A 23,189-nucleotide genomic window follows, 5' to 3' on the forward strand; every position below is an offset into this window, starting at 1 on the left:
AGTCCCGTGATCCCTGGGAGCGCCCGCCGTTGCCGTGAATGGGGTGAGGGCACCCAAGACCTTGGTCCCCATCGGAAAAGCCCGCCACAGGAGCGACCTGCAGCGGGCTTTCTAAGTGGCTACATCCCTAAGGAATCGACCGCTTGTGGCTGTACTCTGAACTACGTGACCGCCTTAGCCTATGGTGTGATCGCGGAAGCCGGGCGTTGGCGGCAACAGCCCAAACCCTGCGTTTCGACACCAGTCTCTACAGGCAAATTCGCAGCGGTTTGTTCGGCGGATATTCGACGGAAAGGAAGATTTAGAAGCTAACTGTCTGATTTTTCTGGTTCCCGCTCATGGGCTCGAACCACGATTCACGCCTTCAAAGGGCGCTGTCCTACCATTAGACGAAGCGGGAGCTGGGACGGTTATGGAGCCGGCACGGCGTGCCGTCAATTCGGGAAGTTTATTGCCGGGTCGTCGCAGCGGTAAACCGGGCAGTGCCCGTCGCGCGCCGGGATATAGGCCGACATCGGAATTTCGGGCCAGTCGCATTCATTGCCGAACTGCCTGACATAGCGGTCATAGGTGTTCGGGCCGGTGGTCAGCACCACGGCGCGATGGCTCTGGATCATGGCCTGGATCCCGGCGCAGCTCATGCTGCGGCTGTCGGGCCGCGCCTCGGCCAGCCCGGTCGCCGCAAGCACGGCGCCCAAGCTCATCGACAGGATAAGAAGGCGAGCAGACATCACATGTTCTCCCTGTCTTGTTCTCTTTGTCTTGGCGCAATTCCCTAGGGAAAGCGCTACGCGCTTTTCCCGAGGAAACCGATTCACTTTTTCTGGAACTGCTCCCAGCAGGCGTGCGTCGTCCACAAAGCCCATTACCTCTCCGCTGGTTCCATGACAGGGCGTCGAATGCGCGTGGCGTGACGCAGCGCGGGCCGCCGCGCAACCAAATCACGCGTCGCGCATTGCTGGGCATGGACAGCAGGAAACCTTACGAAACACCGCAATGGTGGCCTGGAAACGAAGGCCGCGAAGCCATGTGCTGTTCCTTCTGCGGCAGCCGCGACCACCGCTACGAGGAGTGCCCGCAAAGGACCGATCCGCCTATAGCGCCGGCCGACGAGGGCGAGGGGACACCTCGCTGACGGAGGCACTAGCCCGTTAGGAAGGTTTCCACGGCGTGCCTTGCTGCACATAACGGCCGGAGGCCAGAGACGGCCATGCCGCCGAGAGAAAGCGGCCGTCCTTTTTGACCGCCACCTTTTGGGCAGTCGGGCGTTGTCCCTGCGAAGGGGAGGCCGCCCCGGGTGGTCGTGGAAGAAAAGGAGGCCGAGATGAAACCTCTCGCCATCGCGTCGCTGATGCTGGCCCTGGCCGTGCCGGCAGCGGCCCAGACGGATCAGCAGCAGAACCCGGCGCAGCAGGCAGACAAATGCCTGGCACAGACGGATCAAAGCGGCAAGCAGCAGTCCGGCGGCGGCAATCTGAGTGAAAAGCTCAACGCTTGCGGCGGGGTGCTGAAGCCGCCGGCCACCGGCGATCGGGGCATGGCCGCGCCGGCGCCCGACGAAGGCAAGACACCGGTGATCAAGCCCGGCGAAGTGCCGGCCCAGCCGCCAGTTCAATAGAAGGCGGACCGTCAGCATTGTTTCCGCAAAACGGAACCTCATACGGCAGGAAACGTTTCTTTCGAGAGTTTAACTTGAAAGGACAGGGTCTTGAAGGGTATTGCCGGAACGGCCACGATTATTGCCTCCATCGCCATAGTGATCGTTCTGATGTTGATGGCGCCGAAGGGTTTCGGGTTTGAAACTTCCCATCCGATCGTCGATGGCGATCTGCCCGCGGAATAATCAGGACTCGGTTCCGCAAAAGAGCAGGCGAGGGCATCGCCTGCTTTTTTGTTGGAGGGGAACTGCTGGCTCCCCGGAATTATCTAGCGAACCAGCACGCCGGCGTGATCGCACAGGGCCGTGAAGGCCTCCTGCGCCTGCGCCGCGCCGTCCTTGTTTTCCAGCGCCGCCTCGATCTTTTCGCGCGCCGCCTGGTAGAAAGGACCGCGGCTGGCATGCGGCCAGTCGATCAGGATTTCACTGGCGTCCTGAAGCGTCGCCACCTCGCGGATCGTGTCGGCGCCATGCGGCTTGACCCGCATCGGTGTCGACAGCATCACATCGGCCATTGTCTTTCCCGCTTCTGGGTTTTTCCCGCTATTGGAGGATGTGGGCTTCGCGTGCGGCGTCGATCATCGCCCGCATCGCCTTTTCCGGCGGTGTCCAGCCGTCGAGCGCGTCGCGGCAGCTGCGCAATGCTGCCCGGTATTGCCGGCCCTGGCCGGCGGGCCAGTCGCCGAGGCATTCCAGACCCTCCCAGGCGCTGCGCACCACGCGCTCTCGCTCGGAGGCGAATTTCAGGCGGATCGGTCGGGGAAAAATCTTGTCGTTCAACTGAAGTCTCCATGGCATGTCGCCCAACAGTGAACAGCGGTTGTGAAACAACGGCACTCACAAGGGGCGCCGGATAACGCCACCGGCAGGGGAGGGTTCCAGGCCCGAAAGATCAATTTTCAATCGTGCGCGACGGCGTCCGACAAAGGTCTCGGCGCCGGCTGATCGGCATCTTCCGGCGTTTGCCGGTCATCGGGCCGGTCATGCTCGAATTGTCCGGTGCCGGGCAAGGCATGCAGCCACGTCTCTCGGCGGGTGATCCACAATTCGTATTGCGGCTCCAGGTCGGTCGGCGCGACGTCGAGGCTGCCGAGCATCACCTCGACCTCGCTGTCGCCGACCCAGGCGACACGGCTGCCGCAGGTCGGGCAGAAGCTGCGCGTGCCGTAGCTGGCGACTTCGCCCGATGTGTCGAAAGCGTCGCGCGGCCAGATGGCGAAGGCCGAATAGACCGAGCCGCCCGCCTTGCGGCAGTCCTTGCAGTGGCAAAGACCGACCCGCGTCGGCTGGCCGGTGACGACGAAATGCACGCCGCCGCACAGGCAACTGCCGGTCCTGCGTATGGTGTCGGACATGGTCGCGGCCTCCCTCAGCCTGGCTTTCGTCAGTCTGGCACGCCACGGGCCGGGCGGGACAGGGGCCCGTCGGCCATTTCGTTGGCCAGAAACCGGGAAAAAGACATCCTGGTCACCGTATCGCCGGCCCGGTTGGTGCCTCCAAACCCGGACGCGGCCCGCAGCATCCTTCAACGCCATGCCGGCGAAATGGTTGCGGCTCGCGGCCGCCACCTTCTATCCGCGCGCGGCCATGTGGTTGTCGAGCTTCTTGCGCGAAGGGCCGTAGCGTTTGATGATGGTCTGGGCCTCGCTCTGCGGGATGCCGTATTTGCGCGCGAAGGCGGCGACCTCATAGGTCTCCTCGCTCGAAACCAGCTTGCGGTCCTGTTTGATCTTCAATTTGTCGTCGGGCATGGCGTGCCTCACTTTCTGTCAGCCGCACGGTCGCGCGGACATCGGTATATGGGATGCCGCGGTCAGACATAACAGAGATCGGCGCTGCCGGTTCCATGGCAGGCGGCGGACAGGCCGGACAAGGCCTGGATGGCAAGCTGCCGATTCAGGCCGATGCAGGGGCCTAGTCGGCGCCGTGGTGGTCGGTGGCGGCGCAATCGGCGCAAGGCGCGCTGGCGCCGGGACAGCCGCGCTGATGCGTGCCCGCGGGACAGCAAAGGCCGTTCGAGCTTGTCCAGCGCGGGCATTGGAAAACCTGCCCGGTGCCGCCGCAGCCGTTGCACTCAAGGACCGGTGACCGGACCAGATAGGACTTCGTCCCGAACCTGACGCTCGCGCCCAAAACTCAACCCACCCAAATAGCTGCACAGGACAGACCTGTGCATTAGCCCCAGCTAACGATACCACGTTGCTGGTTACGGACAAGTTTCAGGATCATTAATTGTTCGTGAACGCCGGCGCCAAGGCCATGCCTTGACCTCAGGCCGGCGTCAGCCGCCTGGCGGCGAGATACATGAGCGCCGAGGCGGCCTGGCCGCGATCCCAGCCGGCAGCCTCGGCCTTGTCGAGCAGCGCGTCGAGATGGGGGATCAGCATCTCCCGGCGTTCATAGGCGGCGCTCAGTGCCGGATGCTGCGGCGCGCCGATGGTCAAGGCCTTGGCCATGCTTGATTCCCTCCCCTTGGGCGAGGACGATCATACCATCAGCCGGCAAACCGAAATAATCCGATTTCAGTGGCGCGGAAGGCCGAGGCCCTCCACATCATGGCAATCTTGCCGCCATGATCCCGAACGGACTTCGGGAGGGATCATGCTCTTGGTTCAAAAAGCTCGACGACGTTGCCGGACGGGTCCTCGCAAAGGATCTGGCGGCCGCCCGGGCCGTCGACAATCTCGTTGCGGAACGGCACGCCGGCCTCGCGCATCCGGGCGGCGAGCCCCGGCAGGTCCTGGACTTCCAGCACGATGCGGTTCCAGCCGCCCGGTTCCGGCGTGCGGCCATCCGGCATTGGTCTTGCCGCCGACGCCATCGGGCCGGCAAGCCAGAAGGTGAGGTCGTCGCGCTTCAGGATGGCCATCGCCGGACCAAACTGCTGCTGCAGCACGAAACCCAGATGCCTGGTGTAAAATGCTATCGCCAACTCGACATCGCTGACGAGATACCGGACCGTCGCCATCCGCTGGCTCTCCTCACAGACTGATCAAGCACCCCTTGCGAGGAATAGCCTCCGGGGCAGGCCGCGGCAAGGTTGGAGCCCCAGCACGGCGTCCTGTCCGCGCTTCGCCAGACCGGTGCCGATATCCGGCGCGGCAGCGCTTGCGGACAAAAATGTCTGGCCGGTGTCGGAACTGCACGGCGTCGCTCGTCCTTGGGTCGACATCCATCGCAAACCTGGAGAGACAGCATGTCGGACCTCACTCAATCGCCGTGGCAGACCGCCGCCCTTCTCATCGCCCGCCTGATCTTTGCCGCCGTCTTCCTGATGGCGGTGACCTTCAAGTTCATGGGCATGGGCGCCACCGCGGGCTATATCGCCGCCGCCGGCTTTCCGTTCCCGCTCTTCCTCGCCTGGTGCGCGGCGATCCTGGAGGTGGCGCTGGTGCTGTGTTTGCTGAGCGGGGCCTTCTTCACCCAGGCGGCCTTGGTCGCGGCGGCCTATGTGCTGTTCCTGGCCTTTGCCTTCCACGGCCCCAGCCACTGGGCCGGCAACCAGGCCGAGTTCGGCTTCTTCGTCGACCATTTTTCCTTCCTGGCCGGCCTGCTGTTCGCCGCGGTGCACGGGCCGGGCAGGGTGCTGGCGCTGAACCTCGGCTGGCCGGGCAGGGCGTAAGGCTGCGCTATCGTGACCTCAGCCGGTTGGCGAGCAGCGTCAGCGGCCAGATCAGCAGATAGGCGAGCGACGCCTCGGTCGGTCGCCAGAAGGCAAGCGCGACGCTGGCCAGTGCGCTGAGGCCGATGATCAGGGCGGGCCGCCAGCCGATCTCGTGGCCCTCGGCCTTGCCGTCGACAAACAGCTCCGGGTGCGCTTTCAGGTGCAGGTCGCGCAGCACGGCCACCAGCTGGATGGCGATGATGTTGACGGCGTAGACGATGTGCGATTGCAGGAGCTCGTCATGTTCGCCGATCAGTGTCGTGGTGAACGGCACAACGCTGGTCACCAGCAGCCAGAGCACGACCAGCCGGAACAGCCGTCCGTCGACATGCCCGACCTGGCGGAAGTCGATGACATGGCGCTGCCAGCACAGCGCCAGGATGAGGAAGGAGACCACCCAGGAGACGATCTTCGGCCGCAGCTCGCCGAGCGCGCCGAACAGATTGCCATGGATATCGTCGGGCAGCGGGAGCCCGAAGACGAGCAGCGTCATGGTGATGGCGAGGATGCCGTCGACCAACGCGTCCAGGCGATTGCGGGGGAGTTGGGATGTTGCCGGCATTCGGCTGTTATAGGCGAAAGCGCATGAAAATGGATAGACGCGACAAGCCCAGCCGCGGGCAGGCCGGCGTTAAAGGCGCGAAAACTGCGTCCTGGTCTCAGACCTGGTCGTTGTAGGGTTCCTTCATCTGGCCAACCAGGCGGGCCAGCTTCGAGAAGGACGGCATGTCCGCCTCGGGCTGGCACTGGTTGGCGAGTTCCAGCAGCCGGATCGGGAAATTGACGGCGTCGCGGCTCGACGCCGACATGCCGCCGGATCGCTCCTCACCGGTTTCGCTGGCTTCGGCCTTGCGGAGCGCAATGTCGATCTCCTGCGATGTCAGCACCCCCTTTCGGACCAGGACGTGGTTGATCGATGCGACGGCCATCAGCAGGCCTTCGAGTTGCAGATTGGCGACGTTCATGGCGATTTTTCCCTCCATTGACCATAGGTGAAACGCGCCAGCGGCGTTTCCGATCCGAAGCCAGGCGCGGAGCCGGTTTTGGCTGGGGATGCCGGGCAGAGCGCTGGCCCGGGAGCCCGGCCTATTCCTGCGTCAGCCGCTCGCCATATTCGCGCCATACCGCCTTGACCTCCAGGCTGCCGAGGCGTGGGATCGAAGGGTCGCCACAGGTGATGGCGACGGCGCTGATATCGTAGTGGGGATAGGCGTTGGCGACGAAGCGGATCGCGTCGCCGAGCGAGTTCACGCGGACCACAGGATCGGCCTGGCCCTGCCCGGTGCTGCGCACACCGGAAACCGAGGCTGGAGCATGCCGCATCCTGAACACGGATGCCATGGCTGGTCTGTCCATCGTCCTCTCCCACAAAGGCCGTGACGGGAATCATTCCATGAGCTTTGCCTAATGATTCCACAGCTGCCGGCCGATGAAAAGCCGGCTAGCCAATGCAGGTTTCGGATGGCCGGTCGTCGCCGATCCGATTGTCGGGTGAGGGCAGTTGTGCTATGATTTTGCCCATGGTGCTGATTTGCGCCGATGACCCGCCGCGAGGCGGGTTTTGTTTTTTCGGCTGCCCCCCGAGCAATGCGCTCGCGTCCTCGCCTTGGCGTAGAAAATAAGAAATAGGAATTTTTTCTTATAAACTGTTGACCGGGTGAGGGCAGCCATGCTACATATTTGTCCATGGTGCTGATTTGCGCCAACGACCCGCCGCCGAGGCGGGTTTTGTGTTTCTGGCGATCCTTCAACACTGCCGGTTACGTCTTTCGGTGTGAAGCCAAAGGACGTAGCGGGATTTTTTCCCATTCATCTGCTTGGCGTACTAATGGCCGACTTGATAAAGCAGCCGGGACAGGCCGGCACTGAAAACGAACTTTCGCCGGAGATGGTTGATGCTGGGGAACTGGTATTGCTGGACTTGATCGACCCACCGCTATCGATCCGGCTTTCCAGAGAGGTGGCTATTCGGGTTTACCTCGCAATGAGGCAGCGAACGCATCCCGACGTTTAACCATCTCATCATACCGCTCTCGTCGGAGCCGGCTAGCTGGCCCATGCGGAAATTCAAAATCTAGTGCGTTTTGTAGTTCGTGTCGAAGTTGGACCATCTCAGAGAGGATGCCATCCAATCTGGTCACGGTGTGCACATGATTTTGAAGGTAGCCGCCGCCCTTTTGGGAACCGGACATTATCTCGTTGAGGTGTGTTGACGTCAGCCCGGACCAAAAGCGTGCAGGCTCCCCATCGAGGGTGCCCCAACTCGCGTGAATGACTTTGTTCCGTTTTATACTTAGTGTTTTGACGGACGATAAGAGCCCTGAAAAGGCCTCTCGCTGGTCTGCACGGGGAAGAAAACCCGCCAATCCAATCAACATTTCAATTTGTTCTTTGTTGCCGACTGTGTCGAAAACTACGGTAGCTGCATCCAAGTGCAAATCGGTGAGTTTGCGGAAGAGAAAATTGCAGGTCACTTCTATCTGGCCCCAAGCGGTCATGAGCCTGCCAAGAACTAAATTTGGCCGCTCGTCCAAAATGTCGCTTTCTGGGAACGGAAGATTATTTAGAACAACGCCCACCATGACGGAACCCCATAAAGACAAGGACCAGGAAAAGCGCGACGAGGTTTTGCGCCGCCTTACTGAAAACCCCACCTGATCCGGGCATAAGGTTCGCGCAAGCGAGTCAGATCAGAAAAGGAAACCGGGCGGTAATCCCGCGAAGAACGACCGCCCGGCAAAGGGACAACGGCTAGCCGTTATTTCCTTTTGATCGTCTCGACGACGTGTGTGTTGGGCTTGTTTACGGCAGTTTTCACTGTTGTAAACTGGCCCGACACGGCGCTTCGACCAATCTTGATCTTGCTCATGCGTATCACCTCCTTCCTCGGGCAGTGGCCCGCCATTAGAGGCGTGCCCGTGAGGTGTGGTGACGGCCGAATCACAAGACCGGGAAAATAATGATGAAACATTTATTCGGTGTCGAGTCGGTGTTTCTTTCGCAAGTGGAGAGATTCGCGCCTTCTGCTTAGGAGTAACAGGCTTCACCAAGATCTGCCGATAGGTGATTCGCGTATCGCGAGCCACGCGAAGCAAATTGTCAGCGCGTTCTGCATCCGAGATTTTCAGGACGGCGCGGCGGTTATAAACAAAATTCGAACTCGACCAAGTAGCGGTGCAAATGAGCTCCGCCGCAATGCTGATTGACGTCGATCATCCCACGCTTGACTATACCAGCCTTCAAGAGACGAGCCATGCCACGATACGCCACCATCATCACCGACGATGACGGCCGCGAAGTCGTCAGCGCCATTGGCGCGTTCGAGGGCGCCGCACCCCAGCCGCGTCTCGGCCGGATCGAGCCGGTTGCGCCGGGCGTGCTGATCGGCATGGTGCGGGATGCGGGTGGGGGCTTCTGTTTCCCACAGCCAACCATCGACAGCCAATCCGTCGGCCTCGTCATGGCACGCCTCAGAGCGCGGACCGGCGCGGCAAGGCCCGCCGGTGCGGCGAAGCCTGCAGGGGTGACGAAGCCGAAGCGCACCAAGAGGGCCAGGAAGAAAACCGCTCGCTCGAAGAAGCCGGCCAGATCGGCGCTGCCGAAGGCGGCGGCTTCCGTTGGCGATGCAGACGCCCCGGGTCGCGACAATGGTTGATGAAGCCGCCGCCGGGCCGGCACGTCGCACGGCAAGGCCGGCAAGGCGCAAGCCCGCCCGCGAGGCGGTTGCGCAAAAACCCCGTCCGAAGCGGACGAAAAAGACGCTGGGCGATGATTTCCTCGCCGCCGTACGCGCCGATTTCCGGGCGCATGGCGCCGGCGTCATCGCCGAGGTGCGGGCCGACAAGCCGGACCAGTATCTGAAGATCGTGCTTTCGGTGCTGCCCAAGGATTTTGATGTTTCCATCAACCAACTGGACGCCTTTTCGGATATTCTGTTCGAGGTGATCGTGCGGAAGTTCAGGGCAGCTTCCGAGGAATAGCTCCGAGCCTTGCCCTGCGTCCGCGCGCCTGACGGCTCGATCGAGCCAAAGCCCGCCTCGGCTCACGCCGGGCGGGCTTTTTTGCGTTTGTGGCTCCTGACCGGCCGCTGCTATATCCCGGAGCAAGGCTGCCGAACTCGCGGCGGCATTGATCCAGCCTGGGCTTGCAGATGCAGATTGAACGATATGACGGGGACCGCGACGTATTGCTGCCGCTGTTTACCCTTGCCGACGATTCTCCCATGCAGGTTTCCAGCTATATCGATGAGGGCGAGGTGCTGGTCGCGCGCGATGGCAACAGGATCGTTGGCCATGTGCAGCTCATCGAGACAGGCGAGGGCGGGGTCTTCGAACTCAAGAGCCTGGCGGTCCGTCCGGCAAGGCAGAGCGAGGGGTTGGGGCGTGCCCTTGTCGCGGCGGCAATCACCCGCTGTCGCGAGCGCTACGGCCGGCGCCTGATCGTTTCGACCGCGGCGGCCGATATCGGCAATCTGCGATTTTACCAGAGACAGGGCTTTCGGATGTATCGCATCGTGCAGGATGCGTTCGGGCCATCGACCGGTTATCCCGAAGGCTCGGCTGTGAATGGCATTCCGCTGCGCGACCAGGTGGTCTTCGAACGCGACCTCGGCGCGGATTGAGGGTGAGGATCGTCCGCCCGCGCTCCAGCTTCGGGACAGTCGCAGACTATCCAATAGCCCGCTCCGGCTCGCCGGGCGGGCTATTTTGCGTTTCTAGGCCTAGGCCAGGATGTTGACGGCGCGGGCCGCGACCAGTGCGATCGTCAGCAGCGAGATCATCGCTTCGGCCATCATCAAAAGCTTGGCGCGCTGGGAGAGCGGCAAGGTGTCGGTCGGCGAAAACGCCGTCGCATTGGTGAAAGCGAGGAAGAAATAGTCGACGAAGCCAGGCAGCCAGTCGCGGATCTCGCGGTCGTTCAAAGTCATTTGCGGGAACAGGAAATCGGATTGGGCTCGTTTGACGAGGCCGCAGGTCGGCGGCCCGCCGCGGTCGGTGCTCCAGAACCACAAGGCAAAGACGATGACATTGGTGACCCAGATGTTGAGCGCGTCGATCAGCAACGTCTCGCCGCTGGAGCCGGCATGGCCCGCCAGCAAGGCGCGCACCAGGAACACCAGCGATCCGCAATTCATGATGCTGACGACGCCGGTCATCACCAGCGCCGTCCTGCGGATCATGACGCGAAACCGGCCGACCAGGTACCAGTGCTCTTCCTCGACCGCTTTCTGGGTGGCGACCTGCGTCCAGGCGGTGGCGACGGACAGAGGCACGAGCAGGGCAGCCTCCAGCGCCGGCGCCAGCCAGCGGGGGCCGAACGAAAGATCGTTGATCACCAGGAGCTGCAAACAGATGATGACGAGGACAGCCGCACGCGCCAGCCAGAAGTCGAGCGCGCGGTGGTGGATGACGGCATGCTGGTGACGCATCGAATATCCGGGATGTTCAGACAGGATCAGATGTGCGGGTTGTTCTGCCGGGGGAGGGCAACGGAGCGTCGAAATTCCCGCTCAATCTTGGTCTTGCAATGGCCTGCAAGTATACTTTTTCGTAAGCTTTGACGTTGGGGCTGTTCGGCAAACCGGACGATGTGGTTTAAGCGCCGCATGGTCGGAATAGATGACTCCATGGATCGTTGGGTGCCGGCGGGGCTGCCTGCCAGCCGCCTCGACCCGTCATCTGTCTGGTCCAGCCTGCTTCGTCATCCCTGGCATTTGCTGGCGCTTTTGTGCCTGGTGCAGATCCTTTGCTGGACGATGGTGCCGGCACTTGTCGATACGGCACCGCCCGGCGATGTCGTGGAAGGCTTCATGTGGGGCCGCGAATGGGTGCTGTTGACCTACAAGCATCCGCAACTCCCCGGTTGGCTGCTCGAGACCAGCCATCTTCTGACCGGATCGTTTCGCTGGCCGCAATATCTGCTGGCCCAGCTGACGATCTCGGCGACCTTCGTCCTGGTCTATCTGCTCGCCCGTGACATGCTCGGGCAACGCCGTGCGCTGGCTGCCGTGCTTTTGATGCCGTCTGTCTATTTCTTCGGCTGGCCGACCCCGCAATTCAATCATGATTATGCGCAGATGCCGTTCTGGGCGGCGATTTGCTGGCTGCTCTGGCGCGCCGGCCGGGGTGGTGGGCCGGGCTGGTGGCTGGCGCTCGGATTGGTGTCGGGCGTCGGGCTCTACGCCAAGTTCTCCACCGGCCTGCTGCTTGTCTTCGGCGCTCTCTGGCTGTTGTCCGATTCACGTGCACGCAGCCGGCTGGCGACGCCTTGGCCGTGGCTTGGCTTTGCCGTTTTTCTAGCGGTGGCTGCGCCGCTGGCCGTTCAGCTCTACCGCATCGACTTCCTGCCGCTGACCTATTTTGCCGACCGCGACGCGTGGGTGACCGAACACCGGGCGCGCCTTTACTACATCGGTGTCCAACTGGCCGGGCTCTCCGGCTTCCTATTGGTGCTGGCGATATCAGGGCTGCTGCGGCGCTCGCCCGCTCCCGAAGCACCTGTCGAACGCGGCATTCTGGTCTATCTCGTGTGGATGGGGCTCGGGCCGGCGATCCTGATCATGGTGGCCTCGTTGTTCACCGGCACCGGCGAAGCCTGGGGCGCGCCGATGTACAATCTTGTCGGCGTCGTCGTGCTTGCCTTGCTCGGTCATCGGCTCGGCGCCGTCGAGATGCGAAGGCTGGCGATCTGTGCCTTCATCTGCATCGTTACCATGTCAGGCGCCTATGCGGCTATCCGCTGGACAGACTGCAATGTGTGGGGGCGCATGGGCCCCGTCTGCTGGCCGGCGCGGCCTATCTCGGACGAGGCCGAGGCGGTCTGGCACGCGGCGGCGCCTGGCCGGCTCGACATTGTCGGCGGCGATACCCAATTGGCGATGCTGGCGGGCCTCAATGCCTATGACATGCCGTCGATCTTCACCGACCTCGATATGCGGTTCGCGCCCTGGATCACCAGGCAGCGGTTGCGTGACCATGGCATGCTGATGGTTTGGTCGGGCCATGGCGTGCCGCCGCAGCTGCGGGCATGGCTGGGCAACCTCCCGGTCAAGACCGTTCTTTTCAACTGGTCGCGCAAGGCGCCGCCTGTGCCAATCAGCTTTGCCGCCATTCCGCCCGGCACCCGGTATCTGCCGCTTGCCGCCGACAGCCGGACCCGGCATCCGCGCAACTGAAGCGGTTCGATCCCTTAGCCGCGTCGTGATATCTTTCGCGTATGGCCGCGTTTACACGCGACTGGACGAAGCGGACGACAATGCCCATTTATTGGGAAATCCAATTTTGTCTGCGCAATTCCGGACGGGAAACCGCTCCATAGCTGGAATTGCCTTTTGAGGAGACGTGACATGGCGACTTCGACCGAACGCGCAGTGCTTGCCGGTGGCTGTTTCTGGGGCATGCAGGATCTGATACGGCGCTATCCCGGCGTCATCTCCACCCGTGTCGGCTATAGCGGCGGCGACGTACCCAACGCCACCTACCGCAACCACGGCACCCATGCCGAAGCCATCGAGATCAATTTCGATCCGGCCGTGATCAGCTATCGCACTCTGCTGGAGCGCTTTTTCCAGATCCACGATCCGACGACGCGCAACCGCCAGGGCAACGATGTCGGGATGAGCTACCGTTCGGCGATCTACTATACCAGCGACGAGCAAAGGCGCGTCGCCGAAGACACCATCGCCGATGTCGATGCCTCCGGCCTGTGGCCCGGCAAGGTCGTCACCGAGGTTGCGCCGGCCGGTGCCTTCTGGGAAGCCGAGCCCGAGCATCAGGATTATCTGGAGAAATATCCCAACGGCTATACCTGCCATTTCGTCAGGCCGGGCTGGAAACTGCCGGTTCGCGAGAAGGCCGTCTCATAAGGTTTGCGGATCATTTTCGAGAAGCAAGGCGGCATAATTCCTGTGACTGCGTGAATACCAACTGTCAGCCGCCGCCTGGCGATTGACAGTTGATGGCGTTGCTGGCCAACTGCACATGCTGATTTGCTTCAGGAGATACGCATGAAGAAAATCTATGAGAAGCCACTTCTGGTGAAAGGCGGACGGCTTTCCGATGTCACCGCCACGGTGCCGTCTTCAATTGTCAAGGCTCCCTGACCGACGGACTTACTTTGCAAACCCTGTCAGGCCCGCCCGATGAGGCTGGCTTGCCGTCTGAACGCCCCCCGATGGGGATCGGCTTGATGTGCGCCTTGAACGGCCGGCGCTTTTGAGCCCGCAGACCGGGTCGGGCCGGCTTTCCGCCGTGTTCGTGCTCGACATCACCCATTACACCGGGCCGCTGCTGTCAGGATGGCTTGAAGCAGGCCATCTCATCCACGCGATTGTCGTGCCGGCGTTCCGTCAACGCGAGAAACATTTCAGCACCGGCAATTTTCGCCGAAGACTGAGACGCAGATTGCTGCTCAAACGCTATATCGGCAACACGCCGGCAAGGCTGATCGAATTTGGCCGGCCCTATGATTGGGGCACACTCGGCAGCCAGTTGTCGGAGGGCAAAGCCGATGTGTTGATCTGCTTTGCGTTTCCGGCCCTTATTCCACCGGACTTGCTCGGTGCTTTCCCGAAAGGCGGGCTCAATCTTCATCCAGCGTTGTTGCCCAACTATCGGGGCCCGCACCCTATCCATCGCCTGGCCGTGGACGGCCAGCACGCCGTTCATGGTGGTGTGACGCTGCACAAGATGTCCGCCAGTTTCGATGATGGCGACATTCTCGGGCAGGTGTCGTTTTCGGAGGCGGACTGGGTATCGCTGCGGGCCTTGATCGACAGCGTCGCGAGCGCGATGCGCACGCTGGTGAGCGAGGCGGCGCCCGCCTACTGCAAAGGCGGCCTTTCGGGGATGCGGCAGCCGGCCGGTGATTTCGTCTGGGCGCGGCTTGAGCCGGCCCACACAATGATCTCGTCGGCCATGTCAATCAAGCATGTTGCCCTGATGTGGCATGTGCTGGGCACTCTTCCAGGCATCTATCTGGATGTCGCTGGGTGCAAGGTCAGGCTGGGGTTCCAGATCAGGCGGCTGGGTCCGCCGACCGGACAAGTGCCAGTCAGACGATGGGGGAGCGTGGAGTTCGATCTTGCCGATGGCAGGGTCCGGTATCTCACCTATAGCCGCCTGCTCAAACGGCTCGTGAAAGTGCACGCCACGTTTGCGCGCTCTCCAGTTAGAAAGTCGTCCCCTGAAATGCGGCTTTTCGGCAAGGTGGAAGATGGGCAGATTTGAGAGCTGGCGCAGTGCGCTGAAAAAACGGCTTCCCCTTCGGTTCGAATGATGCTTTAACGCGCCCATCCACAGGGGTGCTCCGTACGGTCGGGGCTGAGACGGGGGCGGCAAGCCCACAGACCCTAGAAGCTGATCTGGGTAATACCAGCGGAGCGAGGCGGGCGATGTTTTCAGGCGCACAGATTTCCCTATATCCCATGGCCGACGATTTCGTCGGCGTCATCCTGGGCGCGCTTGGCGCGCTCGATCCCTACCGGGACAGGCTGAGGATCGAGACCGACGACATCTCGACCTTGCTGGTCGGGCCACCCGAAGTGTTGTTCCCGGCGCTGCGCGACCTGTTCGTGGCGGCGGCGCAGAGCGGCAAGCATTGCGTGCTGTCGGCGGCCATTTCGCGCGGCTGCCCGGGCGAGCCGGACGATCCGATCTGCCGCTCCGACGCGTTTGGCGGACCTGTCGGGCCGCTCGGCCCACGCAAGGAAGCCGCCATCACCGCAGTACGCAATGCTGCTGCCACCGGCCAGCCGGCGGCGGCGCAATTCTCGCTCTACGTGATGGGCACCGGCAACCATATGGACGAGATCTATGGCTGCATCGATTTCCTGAAACAGTCCGGCGTCTACGATCGCTCCAAGAACTTCTGCACCAAACTGCGCGGCGATACCGGCGCGATCTTTTCGGCGCTGAACGAAGCCTTCTGCCGCTTCGGCCCGGGCGCCGGCCACGTAACCCTTGACGTCACGGTTTCCGCCAACAGCCCCACCGCTGTCTGAACAGAACGCGTTTTCCATACGCGGCCGTCAAGGTTGTCCTCTCGTGGTCTCATCGTCATCCAGCCGCCCGCGCCAGCTCGCGGGCCTCTTCGCCAAGGCGGCACCGGCCGTGTTGTCGGTTGGGCTACTGCTCGCGGCCTGGGAACTCTACGCAAATCATTCCGGCATCAAGCCGACGGTTCTGCCGGCGCCCTCACGCGTTTTCGAGCAGGCGATGCTCAATCGTGAGGCGCTGATCGACAACGCCATCCCCACCATCCGCGCCACGCTGATCGGCTTTGCCTGCTCGCTCGGTGCCGCCTTCGCGCTGTCGATGCTGGTCGACTTTTTCCAGCCGTTGCGACGTGCGCTGTTTCCCGTCTTCATCGTCAGCCAGACCTTGCCGCTGGTGGCGATCGCGCCGCTGGTGGTGCTGTGGTTCGGCTTCGGGCTGGCCCCCAAGATCATGCTGGTGGCACTGGTCACCTTCTTCCCGATGCTGGTGGCTCTGGTGCAGGGCTACGAGGCGACCGAGGCCGAGATCGGCCAGATGCTGCGCGCCATGGGGGCAGGGCGCTGGCGCGTCTTCGTGCTGGCGCGGCTGCCTTCGGCACTGCCCTATTTCTTCGCCGGTCTGCGGATCTCCATCACCTATGCCGTGGTCGGCGCCATCTTCGCCGAATATGCCGGCGCGGCCAAAGGGTTGGGCATCTACATGCTCAACGCCAAGAACAATTTCCGCTCCGATCTGGTGCTGGCCGCCGTCGGTGTCAGTGCCGCACTCACTCTCGTCCTGTTCGGGCTGACGGTGCTCTTGCAGCGCCTCGCCATGCCCTGGGAGCGGGCCGACCGGCAGCTGGCAGGGAAGGCGGCGCGGCAATGAGCCGGCTCGAGTTGCGGCATGTGCGCAAGGCGTTTGGCGGGCTCGACGTGCTCGCCGACATTTCGCTCAGCGTCAGCGCAGGCGAATTCGTCTCGATCCTCGGACCTTCGGGCGCCGGCAAGTCGACGCTGTTCCAGCTTTTGACGGGGGCGGAGCACGGCGAAGGCAAGATGTTCTTCGACGGCGTGCCGCTCGACGATCATGGCAGGCATTTTGCGTTCATGCCGCAACGCGACGCACTGATGCCGTGGCGGCGCATCCTCGACAACGCGACGCTCGGGCTCGAGGTGCAAGGCGTCAGGCGCAAGGCGGCGCGGGCGCGCGTCGCGCCGCTGTTTGCCGAGTTCGGGCTTGCCGGTTTCGAGCGGCATTTTCCGGCCCAGCTTTCAGGCGGTATGCGCCAGCGCGCGGCGCTTTTGCGCACGGTGGTGCAGGAGCGCGACATGCTTTTGCTCGACGAGCCGTTCGGCGCGCTCGACGCGCTGACCCGCGCGGCCATGCAGCGCTGGCTCGAACAGATGTGGCGGTATCATCGCTGGACGGCGCTGCTGATCACGCATGATGTGCGCGAGGCCGTGTTCCTGTCCGACCGCATCTACGTTCTGTCGGCGCGCCCGGCCCGTGTCTTGCGGGAAATCAGGGTGCCGTTGCCGCGCCCGCGCGATCCGACCGGCGCTGCCGCGCAGCAGGCCAGCGCACTCGAGGCCGAGATCCTCGACATCTTGCTCAACCCTCAACCATCCAAAGGACATGACCATGACTGACTTGACGCGCCGGCAGGCCTTGCTGCTCACCCTTGCCAGCGGCCTTCCGCTGGTTGTCGGATCGAGCCGCTCCTTCGCAGCAACGCAAAAAGTCACCGTCGCGCTGGACTGGACGGTCAATACCAACCACATCGGGCTGTTCGTCGCGCGCGACAAGGGGTTTTATCGCGAGGCCGGCCTCGAGGTCGACATTCTGCCCTACAGCGATACCGGCGCTGGCACGCTGGTCGCCAACCGCGTCGCCGATTTCGGCATCAACGGCACCATCAGCCTGTTCACCCAGAAGACCGCCGGTGCCGATTTGAAGGCCGTCTATGCCGTGGTGCAGTCCGAAACCGGCCGCGTGGTCTTCAACGCGGCGCGCAGCGAGATCAAAAGCCCGAGGGACCTTGACGGCCTGACCTATGGCGGTTTCGGCAGCGCCTGGGAAAACGCGCTGATCTCGACCATCATCCGCCACGACGGCGGCAAGGGCAATTTCGAAACAGTGACGCTCGGCACCTCCGCCTATGAAGCGCTGGCCAACGGCTCGGTCGACTTCACGCTCGAGGTTGCGACCTGGGAGGGCATCGAGGCCGAACTCAAAGGCGTCAAGCAGCGCAGCTTCGTCTATGCCGACTACGGCGTGCCCGACGAGCACACGACGCTGATCTCGTCGAGCGAAGCCTATCTCCAGGCAAACCCGGCACTGGCGTCGGCCTTCGTCCAGGCAACGCGGCGCGGCTATCAGTTCACCGTCGATCATCCCAGGGAAGCCGCCGCGCTGTTGATCGCCGCCAACAAGGATGCCTTGACCAATCCGGCATTGATCGAGGCGTCGCTGAAAGCGCTGATCGACGGGCACTATCTGCGCGCGGAAAACGGCGCCATCGGCACGATGGATCCGGCCAAGATGGACGCGATCGGCGACTATCTCTTCACCGCCGGCATTTTGCGCGATGCCGACGGCGAAGTCCTGACGCAACGCCCTGATTTCTCGAGGTATTTCGCAAATCTGAACTTGGGATGAGGCTGGATGCGCATGGGCCGGTGGTAGACGGTGCGCTAGATTGAGTCGGCATCCGGGGCGCGTCCTGCCCCGCATGCTTTCCGAGCCGTTACCCCGTTTGGTGCCGATCCGATCTTGCCGGTTAACGGCCCGGCAATGGTTGCATGCAATGGTCCCTTGAGGGATCATCGGGGTGCTTGCCTTGCTCACGTCAAAAAGTGAAGCGTTTTCGCATAACAATGAGGGCGGATTTTTCTCCGCCGCGCGAAGGCGCGACACGCTGGTCGACCTGCGTGAAGGCTTCTTTCGCGCCTGTGCGCTGGCCTGCGCGGGGCTGTTCGTCTATCGCGGCGTCTATCAGGTCGTGGAGGATCCGACCCGGCTCAACGTCGCGCTGGTGGCGATTTCCGAGATACTCACTTTCACTTGGCTGCTTCTGTCGCGGCGTCCGGTGACGCGTGACTGGAATCCGCTTACGGTCATCGTCTCCGTGACCGCCAGTTTCGGGGTTGCGTTGATCAGCCTCCAGCCTGGCATGGTGCTTGTTCCTGTCTATGTCGCCGCGCCGCTGCAGTTCGTTGCGCTGTTGTTTGTCATCTGGGGCAAGATATCGCTGGGCCGTTCCTTCGCCATCCTGCCCGCCAATCGCGGCGTGATGACAGGCGGGGCCTACCGGCTTGTGCGGCATCCGATCTATGCCGGCTACCTTGCCGGCCATGTGCTCTATCTGCTCTCGGCCTTTTCCTTCCACAACCTCGCGGTCTATGCGGTCATCACCTATCTGCAGCTGTATCGTATCCTGCGCGAGGAAGCCCTGCTGGCCGCTGAGCCGGAGTATCGCGCTTACGTGGAACGTGTGCGCTACAGGCTGTTCTACCGCATATTCTGAGGGCGGGACTGTCTCCAGGTTGCTGATAGGCACGGCGATGGGTGTTTGATGGCCATCGCGATCTGGCGGCCTTTGACGGCCGCTGATGTCCGATCTTCACGCCGTGAATCAAGCGGAGATGTCTGTCAGCAATGACGGGCGTAGAGATTTCTTGGGAAATCGTTTTTAGTTCTCGATGAGCGACTATATCTATAATGTACGCTATCGGTATGAAATATTTTTTACATGTGTAATATATTTTTATTACTCTTATATTCTCTGCGTTTCAACAATAAATACCATCGTCTTCATAAGTATGCTCTGAGCTGAAACTGCGTCTCACCTGTCACGTAGCTGGATTCGCAATCGGCTGTACGCCGACTGCCTTAGCGCAACGACAACAGGAGAGTGTTATGGCTTTTACCATCAAAACAGTCGCCAGTGTGTTGGCAGGTAGTGCAATAGTCCTCGTTCTTTCCATGCCGGCAAGCGCAGCTGGGCTCGGCGTCGGTGCCTCGGTGGGTGGCAGCGGCGGCATCAATGCCGGTGTCGGCGCTTCGGTCGGCGGTAGCGGAGGCGTCAACGCTGGCGTCGGCGCTTCTGTCGGTGGTAGCGGTGGCATCAATGCCGGAGCCGGTGCCAATGTCGGCGGCTCCAGCGGTGTCAGCGCCGGACTCGGCGCTTCCGTCGGCGGCAGCAACGGCATCAATGCCGGCGCCGGCGCCAATATTGGTGGTTCGGGCGGCGTCACTGCAGGGCTCGGCGCCAATGTCGGCGGCACGGGTGGCATCGGCGTCGGTGTCGGCGTGGGCATCGGTAGCGGAACCAATCCCAGCAATCCGTCAAATCCGTCCAACCCGAGCAATCCCTCGAACCCCAGCGATCCGAGCAATCCCAGCCATCCGAGCCTGCCGGGTGTCGTGGCTCAGATGTCCGACAGCCAGGTAGCGCGGATGAAGAGGCGCTGCGTCGACGTGCTCGGCAGCGAGGGCACCTATGACCGGGATCTGCGTCAGCTCTGCCTGCTGATCGCCCGCCGCTGAGGGCCAGGGCCGCCAGGAACGGAAGTGCAGAACCAGCCGTGAGGCTTTGACAGCACTCTCCTGGCCTCCGGCCGGTCGGAAAGCCCGCCATGTCGGCGGGCTTTCTGCTGTGGAGCGTGTTCGTAACTTCGGCGCTCAAAGCCGGTTCTCAGGCTTCCAGGCGAAGAACGTCTCCGCCAATTTCCGAGCGACATCTCCCCAATGGGTCCAGTTGTCTTGAACTGGCCGGTACGCGAGTAACTATACCATGGGTTGTCCATCATATTTTAGCAACCAATGATAGAGGCTCGGGTTGGTGATACAGCCGGTTTTTGAAGTCCGGTTTGTTCGGGACAACCAAGGAGAGAGCCATGTTTGGTATTGCAAAAAGACTTTCCACAATCCTCGCGGGCAGCGCAGTCGTGGCCGTTCTATGCATGCCGGCCCACGCCGCTGGAATCGGCGTTGGCGCCGGCGCTTCGGTCGGCGGCAGTGGCGGTGTCAATGCCGGTGCCGGTGCTTCAGTCGGCGGTGGTGGTGGCATCAATGCTGGTGCTGGTGCCTCGATCGGTGGCGGCACAGGTGTCAATGCAGGCGCAGGCGCCAGCGTCGGCGGCAACAACGGCGTCACTGCAGGACTTGGCGCTGTGGTAGGTGGCCAAACTGGTGTTGGCGTCGGCGCGGGTGTCGGTATCGGTAGTGGCATCGGTGCGGGTGTTGGTATCGGCGTTGGCGAAACAAACTCAAGCACTCCAAGCAATCCGTCCAATCTCAGCAAGCCTAGCCTGCCAGGCGTCGTCGCCGACATGTCGGACAGCCAGGTGGCGCGGATGAAGAAGCGCTGCGTCGATGTGCTGGCCAGTTCAGGCAGCTACGACCGCGACCTGCGGCAGCTGTGCCTGCTGATCTCGCGCCGCTGAGGCGGCAAACGTCATGAGGCCCGCTGCCGCGAGGTGGCGGGCCCTTTTTCATTTTGCCGGCGAATATTCTCCGTGCGCCCATCTCATTATGATCCGGCGGAACGGTAAGGCCGCTCGAACGTTCTCGTCTTCGAAACACCGCATGTGACGGTGCTAAAACCGGCGCATCAGCGCCTACGGGAGCGGGAACCATGAGCTTAGGCACCATACTCATCATCATTCTTGTCATTGCGCTGCTTGGCGGCTTCAGCGGGCTCGGCGGCGGACCATTCTATGGAACGGGCTACTATGGTGGCGGCGGGCTCGGGCTTGTGCTGCTGATCCTCATCGTCCTTGTCGTGCTAGGGCGTATCTAACTGCCTGCAATCGCAATCTCGTGACCGCTTCGAGGCCGCAGCGCACCGGATTGTGATACAAGCAAGCCGGCTTGTGATCCGCCATTTCGTGGGACTCACGTATGGTGATTTCGGTCCACACCCCCCGTGGAAACAAGAGGAGAGGGTCCCACCCCTTCATCCTCCTCCAAGGCCCGCCCCGGTATGCCGGAGCGGGCTTTTGCGTTGGAGCCGAGGGAACCGGCTTGCGTCGAGACAGTTGAGTTTGCGGAAGGCTGCCCAATGCCCGCAACACTCAGAATGACACTATGCGAAATTCGCGATGATCTTCACATCCTGCGGCGGATGGTGGCGGCTCGCGGCCATATCGAGACCATCCAGGGCATAGATGCGTTGATCGGCATAGCTGAAGCAGAGGCTATCAAGGTCATACGCCGCATCGATCGCGCGGCCTGAACAGGAAGAAGGATTGGATGAACATCAAGGAGATGACGCGGCAGGACTGCGTCGCCCTTTTGAAGACGCAACGCCTTGGTCGCCTGGCCTGCGTGCGTGACCAGAAACCCTATGTGGTGCCGGTCCATTTCGCCTTTGGCGAGAATTCCATTTTCAGTTTCTCGCTTCCCGGCAGGAAAGTCGACTGGATGCGGGCCAATCCCCATGTCTGCCTTCAGGTCGACGATGTCGGCGGTGTCAATGGCTGGAAGAGCGTCGTGGTGGAAGGCCTTTTCGAGGAATTGCCCAAGGCGCCTGATCCGGATGCCGGCATGACCGGCGTCGAAAGGATGACCGCTTCGGCCGATAGCGACCGCCGGCTTGCCTGGTCGCTTCTTGCCACCCACGCGAATTGGTGGGAGCCGGGAGCCCTGAAGCCTGGCGATGCCCTCGCGCCCTCGGGCAGCCATCTCTTCTATCAGATCAGGATCGAGGCGATGTCGGGAAGGCAGGCCTCGTGGTAGCGGTTCTTACGCCGCGCGCGGCACTCGTGAGGTAAACGTTGCCCGGGTGACCGAGACGCTTGTGCCGTCGTTGTCGCTGATGACTTCCACCTTGGCTTCGAGCTGTTTCACCAGCGCCTCCACGATGGCTGTTCCAAGGCCAGTGGCCGGCACGTCGTTGGCGACCTTGCCGACGCCATTGTCCGAAACCGTCAGTTTCCAGTCGCTGCCGGCGGTCTCGTAGCTCACCTGGATCCGAGCACCGTCCTTTTCCTTGGGGAAGGCATATTTGATGGCGTTGAGCACCAGTTCGGTGACGATCAGTCCGAGGCTGACTGCCTTTTGCGAATCCATCCTGCCGCCTTCGGTCGTAACGGTGACTTCGATCGGCTGGGCCTCGCCAACCATCGAAGTGGCGAGGCTGCCGCACAGTTTCGAAAGGTAGGAGCCGACATCGATCTCGTCGATGCCGACCGAGGTGTGGAGATGGCGCTGCACTTCGGCCACGGATAGGACGCGCTGATGGGCGTCCTTGAGATGCTGGCGCGTTTCTTCCGAGGTGACCGAGCGCGCCTTCAGCAGCAGGATGCTGGCGATGATTTGCAGGCTGTTGGCAACCCGGTGCTCCATTTCGCGCAACAGCACGTCTTTCTGGTTGAGCAGATCTTCGGTGCGCTTGAGCAGCTCCTCCTTCTCTCTCTCGATCACCCGACGGGCGGTGATATCGTTGAAGGCGAGAAGGATGGTGATCGCTGAACTGTGGTCGTAAAGCACCTTGCGGGCATTGAGCAGCATGGTGCGGCGGCCGATGCGCGGGAAATCATGCTCGACCTCGAAGCCGTCCATGGCGGTCTTCTCGGGAATGATCGTCTCCAGCAGCAGGCGAAGTGCCGGAATATCCCACTGGCCGTCGCCGAGCGCGTAGAGCAGCGAGCCCTGGGTCTGCGCGGGGTCGACTTCGAATGTCTTGTAGAAGGAGCGGCTGGCAGCCAGCACGCGAAATTTCTCGTCGAGGACCAGGAACGGCTCGGTGATCGTGTTGACGATCGCCTGCGCCAGCGTCTGCGCATCCTCGATATTCGCAATGGGTTGAAACATGGGCACAAAGCCAGACAAACGGCGTTCTGCCGCTTCAAGGATTGACGCTACACCTTTGCTGCGCCGTTGTCGC

Annotated in this window: 32 protein-coding genes, 1 tRNA gene, 1 pseudogene and 1 riboswitch; of the genes and pseudogenes, 19 read left to right on the top strand and 15 right to left on the bottom strand. The window is 62.2% G+C overall.

Features of this window, described 5'->3' with window-relative positions; translation table 11 throughout:
- Window positions 1-326: 326 nt before the first annotated feature.
- Both DBIPINDM_RS30810 and DBIPINDM_RS30815 read right to left on the bottom strand, forming a co-directional pair.
- Window positions 327-400, bottom strand: a tRNA-Gln gene (locus DBIPINDM_RS30810).
- Window positions 401-434: 34 nt separating this feature from the next.
- Window positions 435-731, bottom strand: coding sequence for a hypothetical protein (locus DBIPINDM_RS30815; protein WP_258582737.1), 297 nt, complete (start codon window positions 729-731; stop codon window positions 435-437).
- Window positions 732-1,324: 593 nt separating this feature from the next.
- Between DBIPINDM_RS30815 and DBIPINDM_RS30820 the strand changes: the two genes are divergently transcribed.
- Both DBIPINDM_RS30820 and DBIPINDM_RS30825 read left to right on the top strand, forming a co-directional pair.
- Window positions 1,325-1,618 carry a hypothetical protein gene (locus DBIPINDM_RS30820; protein ID WP_258582738.1) on the top strand — a complete coding sequence of 98 codons (294 nt, stop codon included), beginning with the start codon at window positions 1,325-1,327 and terminating at the stop codon, window positions 1,616-1,618.
- Between the two features lie 90 nt (window positions 1,619-1,708).
- Window positions 1,709-1,843: a hypothetical protein gene (locus DBIPINDM_RS30825; RefSeq protein ID WP_258582739.1), complete on the top strand. Its 135-nt coding sequence runs from the start codon at window positions 1,709-1,711 to the stop codon at window positions 1,841-1,843.
- Between the two features lie 83 nt (window positions 1,844-1,926).
- Here the strand turns inward: DBIPINDM_RS30825 and DBIPINDM_RS30830 are convergent, their stop codons facing one another.
- The 6 genes from DBIPINDM_RS30830 to DBIPINDM_RS30855 all read right to left on the bottom strand — a co-directional run bounded on the left by DBIPINDM_RS30830 (window position 1,927) and on the right by DBIPINDM_RS30855 (window position 4,625).
- Window positions 1,927-2,172, bottom strand: a complete 246-nt coding sequence (locus tag DBIPINDM_RS30830; RefSeq protein WP_258582740.1) for a DUF982 domain-containing protein — start codon at window positions 2,170-2,172, stop codon at window positions 1,927-1,929.
- A gap of 28 nt (window positions 2,173-2,200) precedes the next feature.
- On the bottom strand, window positions 2,201-2,437 hold the full coding sequence (locus tag DBIPINDM_RS30835) for a DUF982 domain-containing protein (protein WP_258582741.1): 237 nt from the start codon (window positions 2,435-2,437) through the stop codon (window positions 2,201-2,203).
- 119 nt (window positions 2,438-2,556) lie between these two features.
- Window positions 2,557-3,012 (bottom strand): GFA family protein, encoded by a 456-nt coding sequence (locus DBIPINDM_RS30840; RefSeq protein WP_258582742.1) that lies wholly within the window; start codon window positions 3,010-3,012, stop codon window positions 2,557-2,559.
- Between the two features lie 216 nt (window positions 3,013-3,228).
- Complete coding sequence (locus DBIPINDM_RS30845) at window positions 3,229-3,408, bottom strand: DUF3606 domain-containing protein (protein WP_258582743.1); 180 nt, start codon at window positions 3,406-3,408, stop codon at window positions 3,229-3,231.
- Between the two features lie 519 nt (window positions 3,409-3,927).
- On the bottom strand, window positions 3,928-4,113 hold the full coding sequence (locus tag DBIPINDM_RS30850; RefSeq protein ID WP_258582744.1) for a hypothetical protein: 186 nt from the start codon (window positions 4,111-4,113) through the stop codon (window positions 3,928-3,930).
- Window positions 4,114-4,256: 143 nt separating this feature from the next.
- Window positions 4,257-4,625, bottom strand: a complete 369-nt coding sequence (locus DBIPINDM_RS30855; RefSeq protein WP_258582745.1) for a VOC family protein — start codon at window positions 4,623-4,625, stop codon at window positions 4,257-4,259.
- 228 nt (window positions 4,626-4,853) lie between these two features.
- On the opposite strand from DBIPINDM_RS30855, the gene DBIPINDM_RS30860 reads away from it, so the two are divergent.
- Entirely contained in the window at window positions 4,854-5,279 is a 426-nt protein-coding gene (locus DBIPINDM_RS30860) for a DoxX family protein (RefSeq protein ID WP_258582746.1), read from the top strand.
- 7 nt (window positions 5,280-5,286) lie between these two features.
- Here the strand turns inward: DBIPINDM_RS30860 and DBIPINDM_RS30865 are convergent, their stop codons facing one another.
- From DBIPINDM_RS30865 to DBIPINDM_RS30885, 5 genes and pseudogenes are all read right to left on the bottom strand, one after another.
- Window positions 5,287-5,883: a TMEM175 family protein gene (locus tag DBIPINDM_RS30865; RefSeq protein ID WP_258582747.1), complete on the bottom strand. Its 597-nt coding sequence runs from the start codon at window positions 5,881-5,883 to the stop codon at window positions 5,287-5,289.
- 97 nt (window positions 5,884-5,980) lie between these two features.
- Complete coding sequence (locus DBIPINDM_RS30870; protein ID WP_258582748.1) at window positions 5,981-6,286, bottom strand: hypothetical protein; 306 nt, start codon at window positions 6,284-6,286, stop codon at window positions 5,981-5,983.
- 121 nt (window positions 6,287-6,407) lie between these two features.
- Window positions 6,408-6,677: a hypothetical protein gene (locus DBIPINDM_RS30875; protein ID WP_258582749.1), complete on the bottom strand. Its 270-nt coding sequence runs from the start codon at window positions 6,675-6,677 to the stop codon at window positions 6,408-6,410.
- Between the two features lie 608 nt (window positions 6,678-7,285).
- Window positions 7,286-7,903, bottom strand: a complete 618-nt coding sequence (locus DBIPINDM_RS30880) for a hypothetical protein (protein WP_258582750.1) — start codon at window positions 7,901-7,903, stop codon at window positions 7,286-7,288.
- Window positions 7,904-8,371: 468 nt separating this feature from the next.
- Window positions 8,372-8,552, bottom strand: a pseudogene (locus DBIPINDM_RS30885) (IS1595 family transposase); the annotation flags it as partial.
- A gap of 22 nt (window positions 8,553-8,574) precedes the next feature.
- On the opposite strand from DBIPINDM_RS30885, the gene DBIPINDM_RS30890 reads away from it, so the two are divergent.
- The 3 genes from DBIPINDM_RS30890 (at window position 8,575) to DBIPINDM_RS30900 (ending at window position 9,942) form a co-directional block, all read left to right on the top strand.
- A complete protein-coding gene (locus tag DBIPINDM_RS30890) occupies window positions 8,575-8,976 on the top strand; it encodes a hypothetical protein (protein ID WP_258582751.1) in 402 nt (133 codons plus the stop codon).
- The gene (locus DBIPINDM_RS30895; protein ID WP_258582752.1) at window positions 8,969-9,301 is read left to right on the top strand and encodes a hypothetical protein; all 333 of its coding nucleotides are present in this window, start codon (window positions 8,969-8,971) and stop codon (window positions 9,299-9,301) included. Before DBIPINDM_RS30890 ends, DBIPINDM_RS30895 begins: the two co-directional genes overlap by 8 nt.
- Before the next feature lie 170 nt (window positions 9,302-9,471).
- Window positions 9,472-9,942 (top strand): GNAT family N-acetyltransferase, encoded by a 471-nt coding sequence (locus DBIPINDM_RS30900; RefSeq protein WP_258582753.1) that lies wholly within the window; start codon window positions 9,472-9,474, stop codon window positions 9,940-9,942.
- A gap of 99 nt (window positions 9,943-10,041) precedes the next feature.
- On the opposite strand, the gene DBIPINDM_RS30905 is transcribed toward DBIPINDM_RS30900, so the two are convergent.
- A complete protein-coding gene (locus tag DBIPINDM_RS30905; RefSeq protein ID WP_258582754.1) occupies window positions 10,042-10,749 on the bottom strand; it encodes a hypothetical protein in 708 nt (235 codons plus the stop codon).
- A gap of 198 nt (window positions 10,750-10,947) precedes the next feature.
- On the opposite strand from DBIPINDM_RS30905, the gene DBIPINDM_RS30910 reads away from it, so the two are divergent.
- The 13 genes from DBIPINDM_RS30910 to DBIPINDM_RS30970 all read left to right on the top strand — a co-directional run bounded on the left by DBIPINDM_RS30910 (window position 10,948) and on the right by DBIPINDM_RS30970 (window position 22,039).
- Window positions 10,948-12,495, top strand: coding sequence for a glycosyltransferase family 39 protein (locus DBIPINDM_RS30910; protein WP_258582755.1), 1,548 nt, complete (start codon window positions 10,948-10,950; stop codon window positions 12,493-12,495).
- 171 nt (window positions 12,496-12,666) lie between these two features.
- Window positions 12,667-13,185, top strand: coding sequence for a peptide-methionine (S)-S-oxide reductase MsrA (msrA, locus tag DBIPINDM_RS30915; RefSeq protein WP_258582756.1), 519 nt, complete (start codon window positions 12,667-12,669; stop codon window positions 13,183-13,185).
- Between the two features lie 385 nt (window positions 13,186-13,570).
- On the top strand, window positions 13,571-14,548 hold the full coding sequence (locus DBIPINDM_RS30920) for a formyltransferase family protein (protein WP_258582757.1): 978 nt from the start codon (window positions 13,571-13,573) through the stop codon (window positions 14,546-14,548).
- Between the two features lie 60 nt (window positions 14,549-14,608).
- A riboswitch (TPP riboswitch) is annotated at window positions 14,609-14,722 on the top strand.
- A complete protein-coding gene (locus tag DBIPINDM_RS30925) occupies window positions 14,713-15,321 on the top strand; it encodes a Ykof family thiamine-binding protein (RefSeq protein WP_258582758.1) in 609 nt (202 codons plus the stop codon). It overlaps the preceding riboswitch by 10 nt.
- A 43-nt stretch (window positions 15,322-15,364) precedes the next feature.
- Entirely contained in the window at window positions 15,365-16,183 is an 819-nt protein-coding gene (locus tag DBIPINDM_RS30930; RefSeq protein ID WP_258582759.1) for an ABC transporter permease, read from the top strand.
- The gene (locus DBIPINDM_RS30935; protein WP_258582760.1) at window positions 16,180-16,947 is read left to right on the top strand and encodes an ABC transporter ATP-binding protein; all 768 of its coding nucleotides are present in this window, start codon (window positions 16,180-16,182) and stop codon (window positions 16,945-16,947) included. Before DBIPINDM_RS30930 ends, DBIPINDM_RS30935 begins: the two co-directional genes overlap by 4 nt.
- On the top strand, window positions 16,940-17,956 hold the full coding sequence (locus DBIPINDM_RS30940) for an ABC transporter substrate-binding protein (RefSeq protein WP_258582761.1): 1,017 nt from the start codon (window positions 16,940-16,942) through the stop codon (window positions 17,954-17,956). The genes DBIPINDM_RS30935 and DBIPINDM_RS30940 overlap by 8 nt, the downstream gene beginning before the upstream one ends.
- A 172-nt stretch (window positions 17,957-18,128) precedes the next feature.
- Window positions 18,129-18,824 (top strand): methyltransferase family protein, encoded by a 696-nt coding sequence (locus tag DBIPINDM_RS30945; protein ID WP_258582762.1) that lies wholly within the window; start codon window positions 18,129-18,131, stop codon window positions 18,822-18,824.
- A 392-nt stretch (window positions 18,825-19,216) separates the two neighbouring features.
- Entirely contained in the window at window positions 19,217-19,846 is a 630-nt protein-coding gene (locus DBIPINDM_RS30950) for a hypothetical protein (protein WP_258582763.1), read from the top strand.
- 350 nt (window positions 19,847-20,196) lie between these two features.
- Window positions 20,197-20,745 (top strand): hypothetical protein, encoded by a 549-nt coding sequence (locus tag DBIPINDM_RS30955; protein ID WP_258582764.1) that lies wholly within the window; start codon window positions 20,197-20,199, stop codon window positions 20,743-20,745.
- 191 nt (window positions 20,746-20,936) lie between these two features.
- Window positions 20,937-21,101, top strand: a complete 165-nt coding sequence (locus tag DBIPINDM_RS30960; RefSeq protein ID WP_095203871.1) for a DUF3309 family protein — start codon at window positions 20,937-20,939, stop codon at window positions 21,099-21,101.
- A 261-nt stretch (window positions 21,102-21,362) separates the two neighbouring features.
- Entirely contained in the window at window positions 21,363-21,536 is a 174-nt protein-coding gene (locus tag DBIPINDM_RS30965) for a hypothetical protein (protein WP_258582765.1), read from the top strand.
- Between the two features lie 17 nt (window positions 21,537-21,553).
- Window positions 21,554-22,039, top strand: a complete 486-nt coding sequence (locus tag DBIPINDM_RS30970; RefSeq protein ID WP_258582766.1) for a pyridoxamine 5'-phosphate oxidase family protein — start codon at window positions 21,554-21,556, stop codon at window positions 22,037-22,039.
- Between the two features lie 6 nt (window positions 22,040-22,045).
- On the opposite strand, the gene DBIPINDM_RS30975 is transcribed toward DBIPINDM_RS30970, so the two are convergent.
- Window positions 22,046-23,116, bottom strand: coding sequence for a sensor histidine kinase (locus tag DBIPINDM_RS30975; protein WP_258582767.1), 1,071 nt, complete (start codon window positions 23,114-23,116; stop codon window positions 22,046-22,048).
- Between the last annotated feature and the right edge of the window lie 73 nt (window positions 23,117-23,189).

Source organism: Mesorhizobium sp. AR02, from assembly GCF_024746835.1.
Lineage (GTDB): Bacteria > Pseudomonadota > Alphaproteobacteria > Rhizobiales > Rhizobiaceae > Mesorhizobium.

Coding starts and splice junctions, on each gene's coding strand:
- DBIPINDM_RS30815 (WP_258582737.1), bottom strand. CDS start 731: ATGTCTGCTCGCCTTCTTATCCTGTCGATGAGCTTGGGCGCCGTGCTT.
- DBIPINDM_RS30820 (WP_258582738.1), top strand. CDS start 1,325: ATGAAACCTCTCGCCATCGCGTCGCTGATGCTGGCCCTGGCCGTGCCG.
- DBIPINDM_RS30830 (WP_258582740.1), bottom strand. CDS start 2,172: ATGGCCGATGTGATGCTGTCGACACCGATGCGGGTCAAGCCGCATGGC.
- DBIPINDM_RS30840 (WP_258582742.1), bottom strand. CDS start 3,012: ATGTCCGACACCATACGCAGGACCGGCAGTTGCCTGTGCGGCGGCGTG.
- DBIPINDM_RS30845 (WP_258582743.1), bottom strand. CDS start 3,408: ATGCCCGACGACAAATTGAAGATCAAACAGGACCGCAAGCTGGTTTCG.
- DBIPINDM_RS30850 (WP_258582744.1), bottom strand. CDS start 4,113: ATGGCCAAGGCCTTGACCATCGGCGCGCCGCAGCATCCGGCACTGAGC.
- DBIPINDM_RS30855 (WP_258582745.1), bottom strand. CDS start 4,625: ATGGCGACGGTCCGGTATCTCGTCAGCGATGTCGAGTTGGCGATAGCA.
- DBIPINDM_RS30860 (WP_258582746.1), top strand. CDS start 4,854: ATGTCGGACCTCACTCAATCGCCGTGGCAGACCGCCGCCCTTCTCATC.
- DBIPINDM_RS30865 (WP_258582747.1), bottom strand. CDS start 5,883: ATGCCGGCAACATCCCAACTCCCCCGCAATCGCCTGGACGCGTTGGTC.
- DBIPINDM_RS30870 (WP_258582748.1), bottom strand. CDS start 6,286: ATGAACGTCGCCAATCTGCAACTCGAAGGCCTGCTGATGGCCGTCGCA.
- DBIPINDM_RS30875 (WP_258582749.1), bottom strand. CDS start 6,677: ATGGACAGACCAGCCATGGCATCCGTGTTCAGGATGCGGCATGCTCCA.
- DBIPINDM_RS30880 (WP_258582750.1), bottom strand. CDS start 7,903: ATGGTGGGCGTTGTTCTAAATAATCTTCCGTTCCCAGAAAGCGACATT.
- DBIPINDM_RS30890 (WP_258582751.1), top strand. CDS start 8,575: ATGCCACGATACGCCACCATCATCACCGACGATGACGGCCGCGAAGTC.
- DBIPINDM_RS30895 (WP_258582752.1), top strand. CDS start 8,969: ATGGTTGATGAAGCCGCCGCCGGGCCGGCACGTCGCACGGCAAGGCCG.
- DBIPINDM_RS30900 (WP_258582753.1), top strand. CDS start 9,472: ATGCAGATTGAACGATATGACGGGGACCGCGACGTATTGCTGCCGCTG.
- DBIPINDM_RS30905 (WP_258582754.1), bottom strand. CDS start 10,749: ATGCGTCACCAGCATGCCGTCATCCACCACCGCGCGCTCGACTTCTGG.
- DBIPINDM_RS30910 (WP_258582755.1), top strand. CDS start 10,948: ATGGATCGTTGGGTGCCGGCGGGGCTGCCTGCCAGCCGCCTCGACCCG.
- msrA (WP_258582756.1), top strand. CDS start 12,667: ATGGCGACTTCGACCGAACGCGCAGTGCTTGCCGGTGGCTGTTTCTGG.
- DBIPINDM_RS30925 (WP_258582758.1), top strand. CDS start 14,713: ATGTTTTCAGGCGCACAGATTTCCCTATATCCCATGGCCGACGATTTC.
- DBIPINDM_RS30935 (WP_258582760.1), top strand. CDS start 16,180: ATGAGCCGGCTCGAGTTGCGGCATGTGCGCAAGGCGTTTGGCGGGCTC.
- DBIPINDM_RS30940 (WP_258582761.1), top strand. CDS start 16,940: ATGACTGACTTGACGCGCCGGCAGGCCTTGCTGCTCACCCTTGCCAGC.
- DBIPINDM_RS30950 (WP_258582763.1), top strand. CDS start 19,217: ATGGCTTTTACCATCAAAACAGTCGCCAGTGTGTTGGCAGGTAGTGCA.
- DBIPINDM_RS30955 (WP_258582764.1), top strand. CDS start 20,197: ATGTTTGGTATTGCAAAAAGACTTTCCACAATCCTCGCGGGCAGCGCA.
- DBIPINDM_RS30960 (WP_095203871.1), top strand. CDS start 20,937: ATGAGCTTAGGCACCATACTCATCATCATTCTTGTCATTGCGCTGCTT.
- DBIPINDM_RS30965 (WP_258582765.1), top strand. CDS start 21,363: ATGCCCGCAACACTCAGAATGACACTATGCGAAATTCGCGATGATCTT.
- DBIPINDM_RS30970 (WP_258582766.1), top strand. CDS start 21,554: ATGAACATCAAGGAGATGACGCGGCAGGACTGCGTCGCCCTTTTGAAG.
- DBIPINDM_RS30975 (WP_258582767.1), bottom strand. CDS start 23,116: ATGTTTCAACCCATTGCGAATATCGAGGATGCGCAGACGCTGGCGCAG.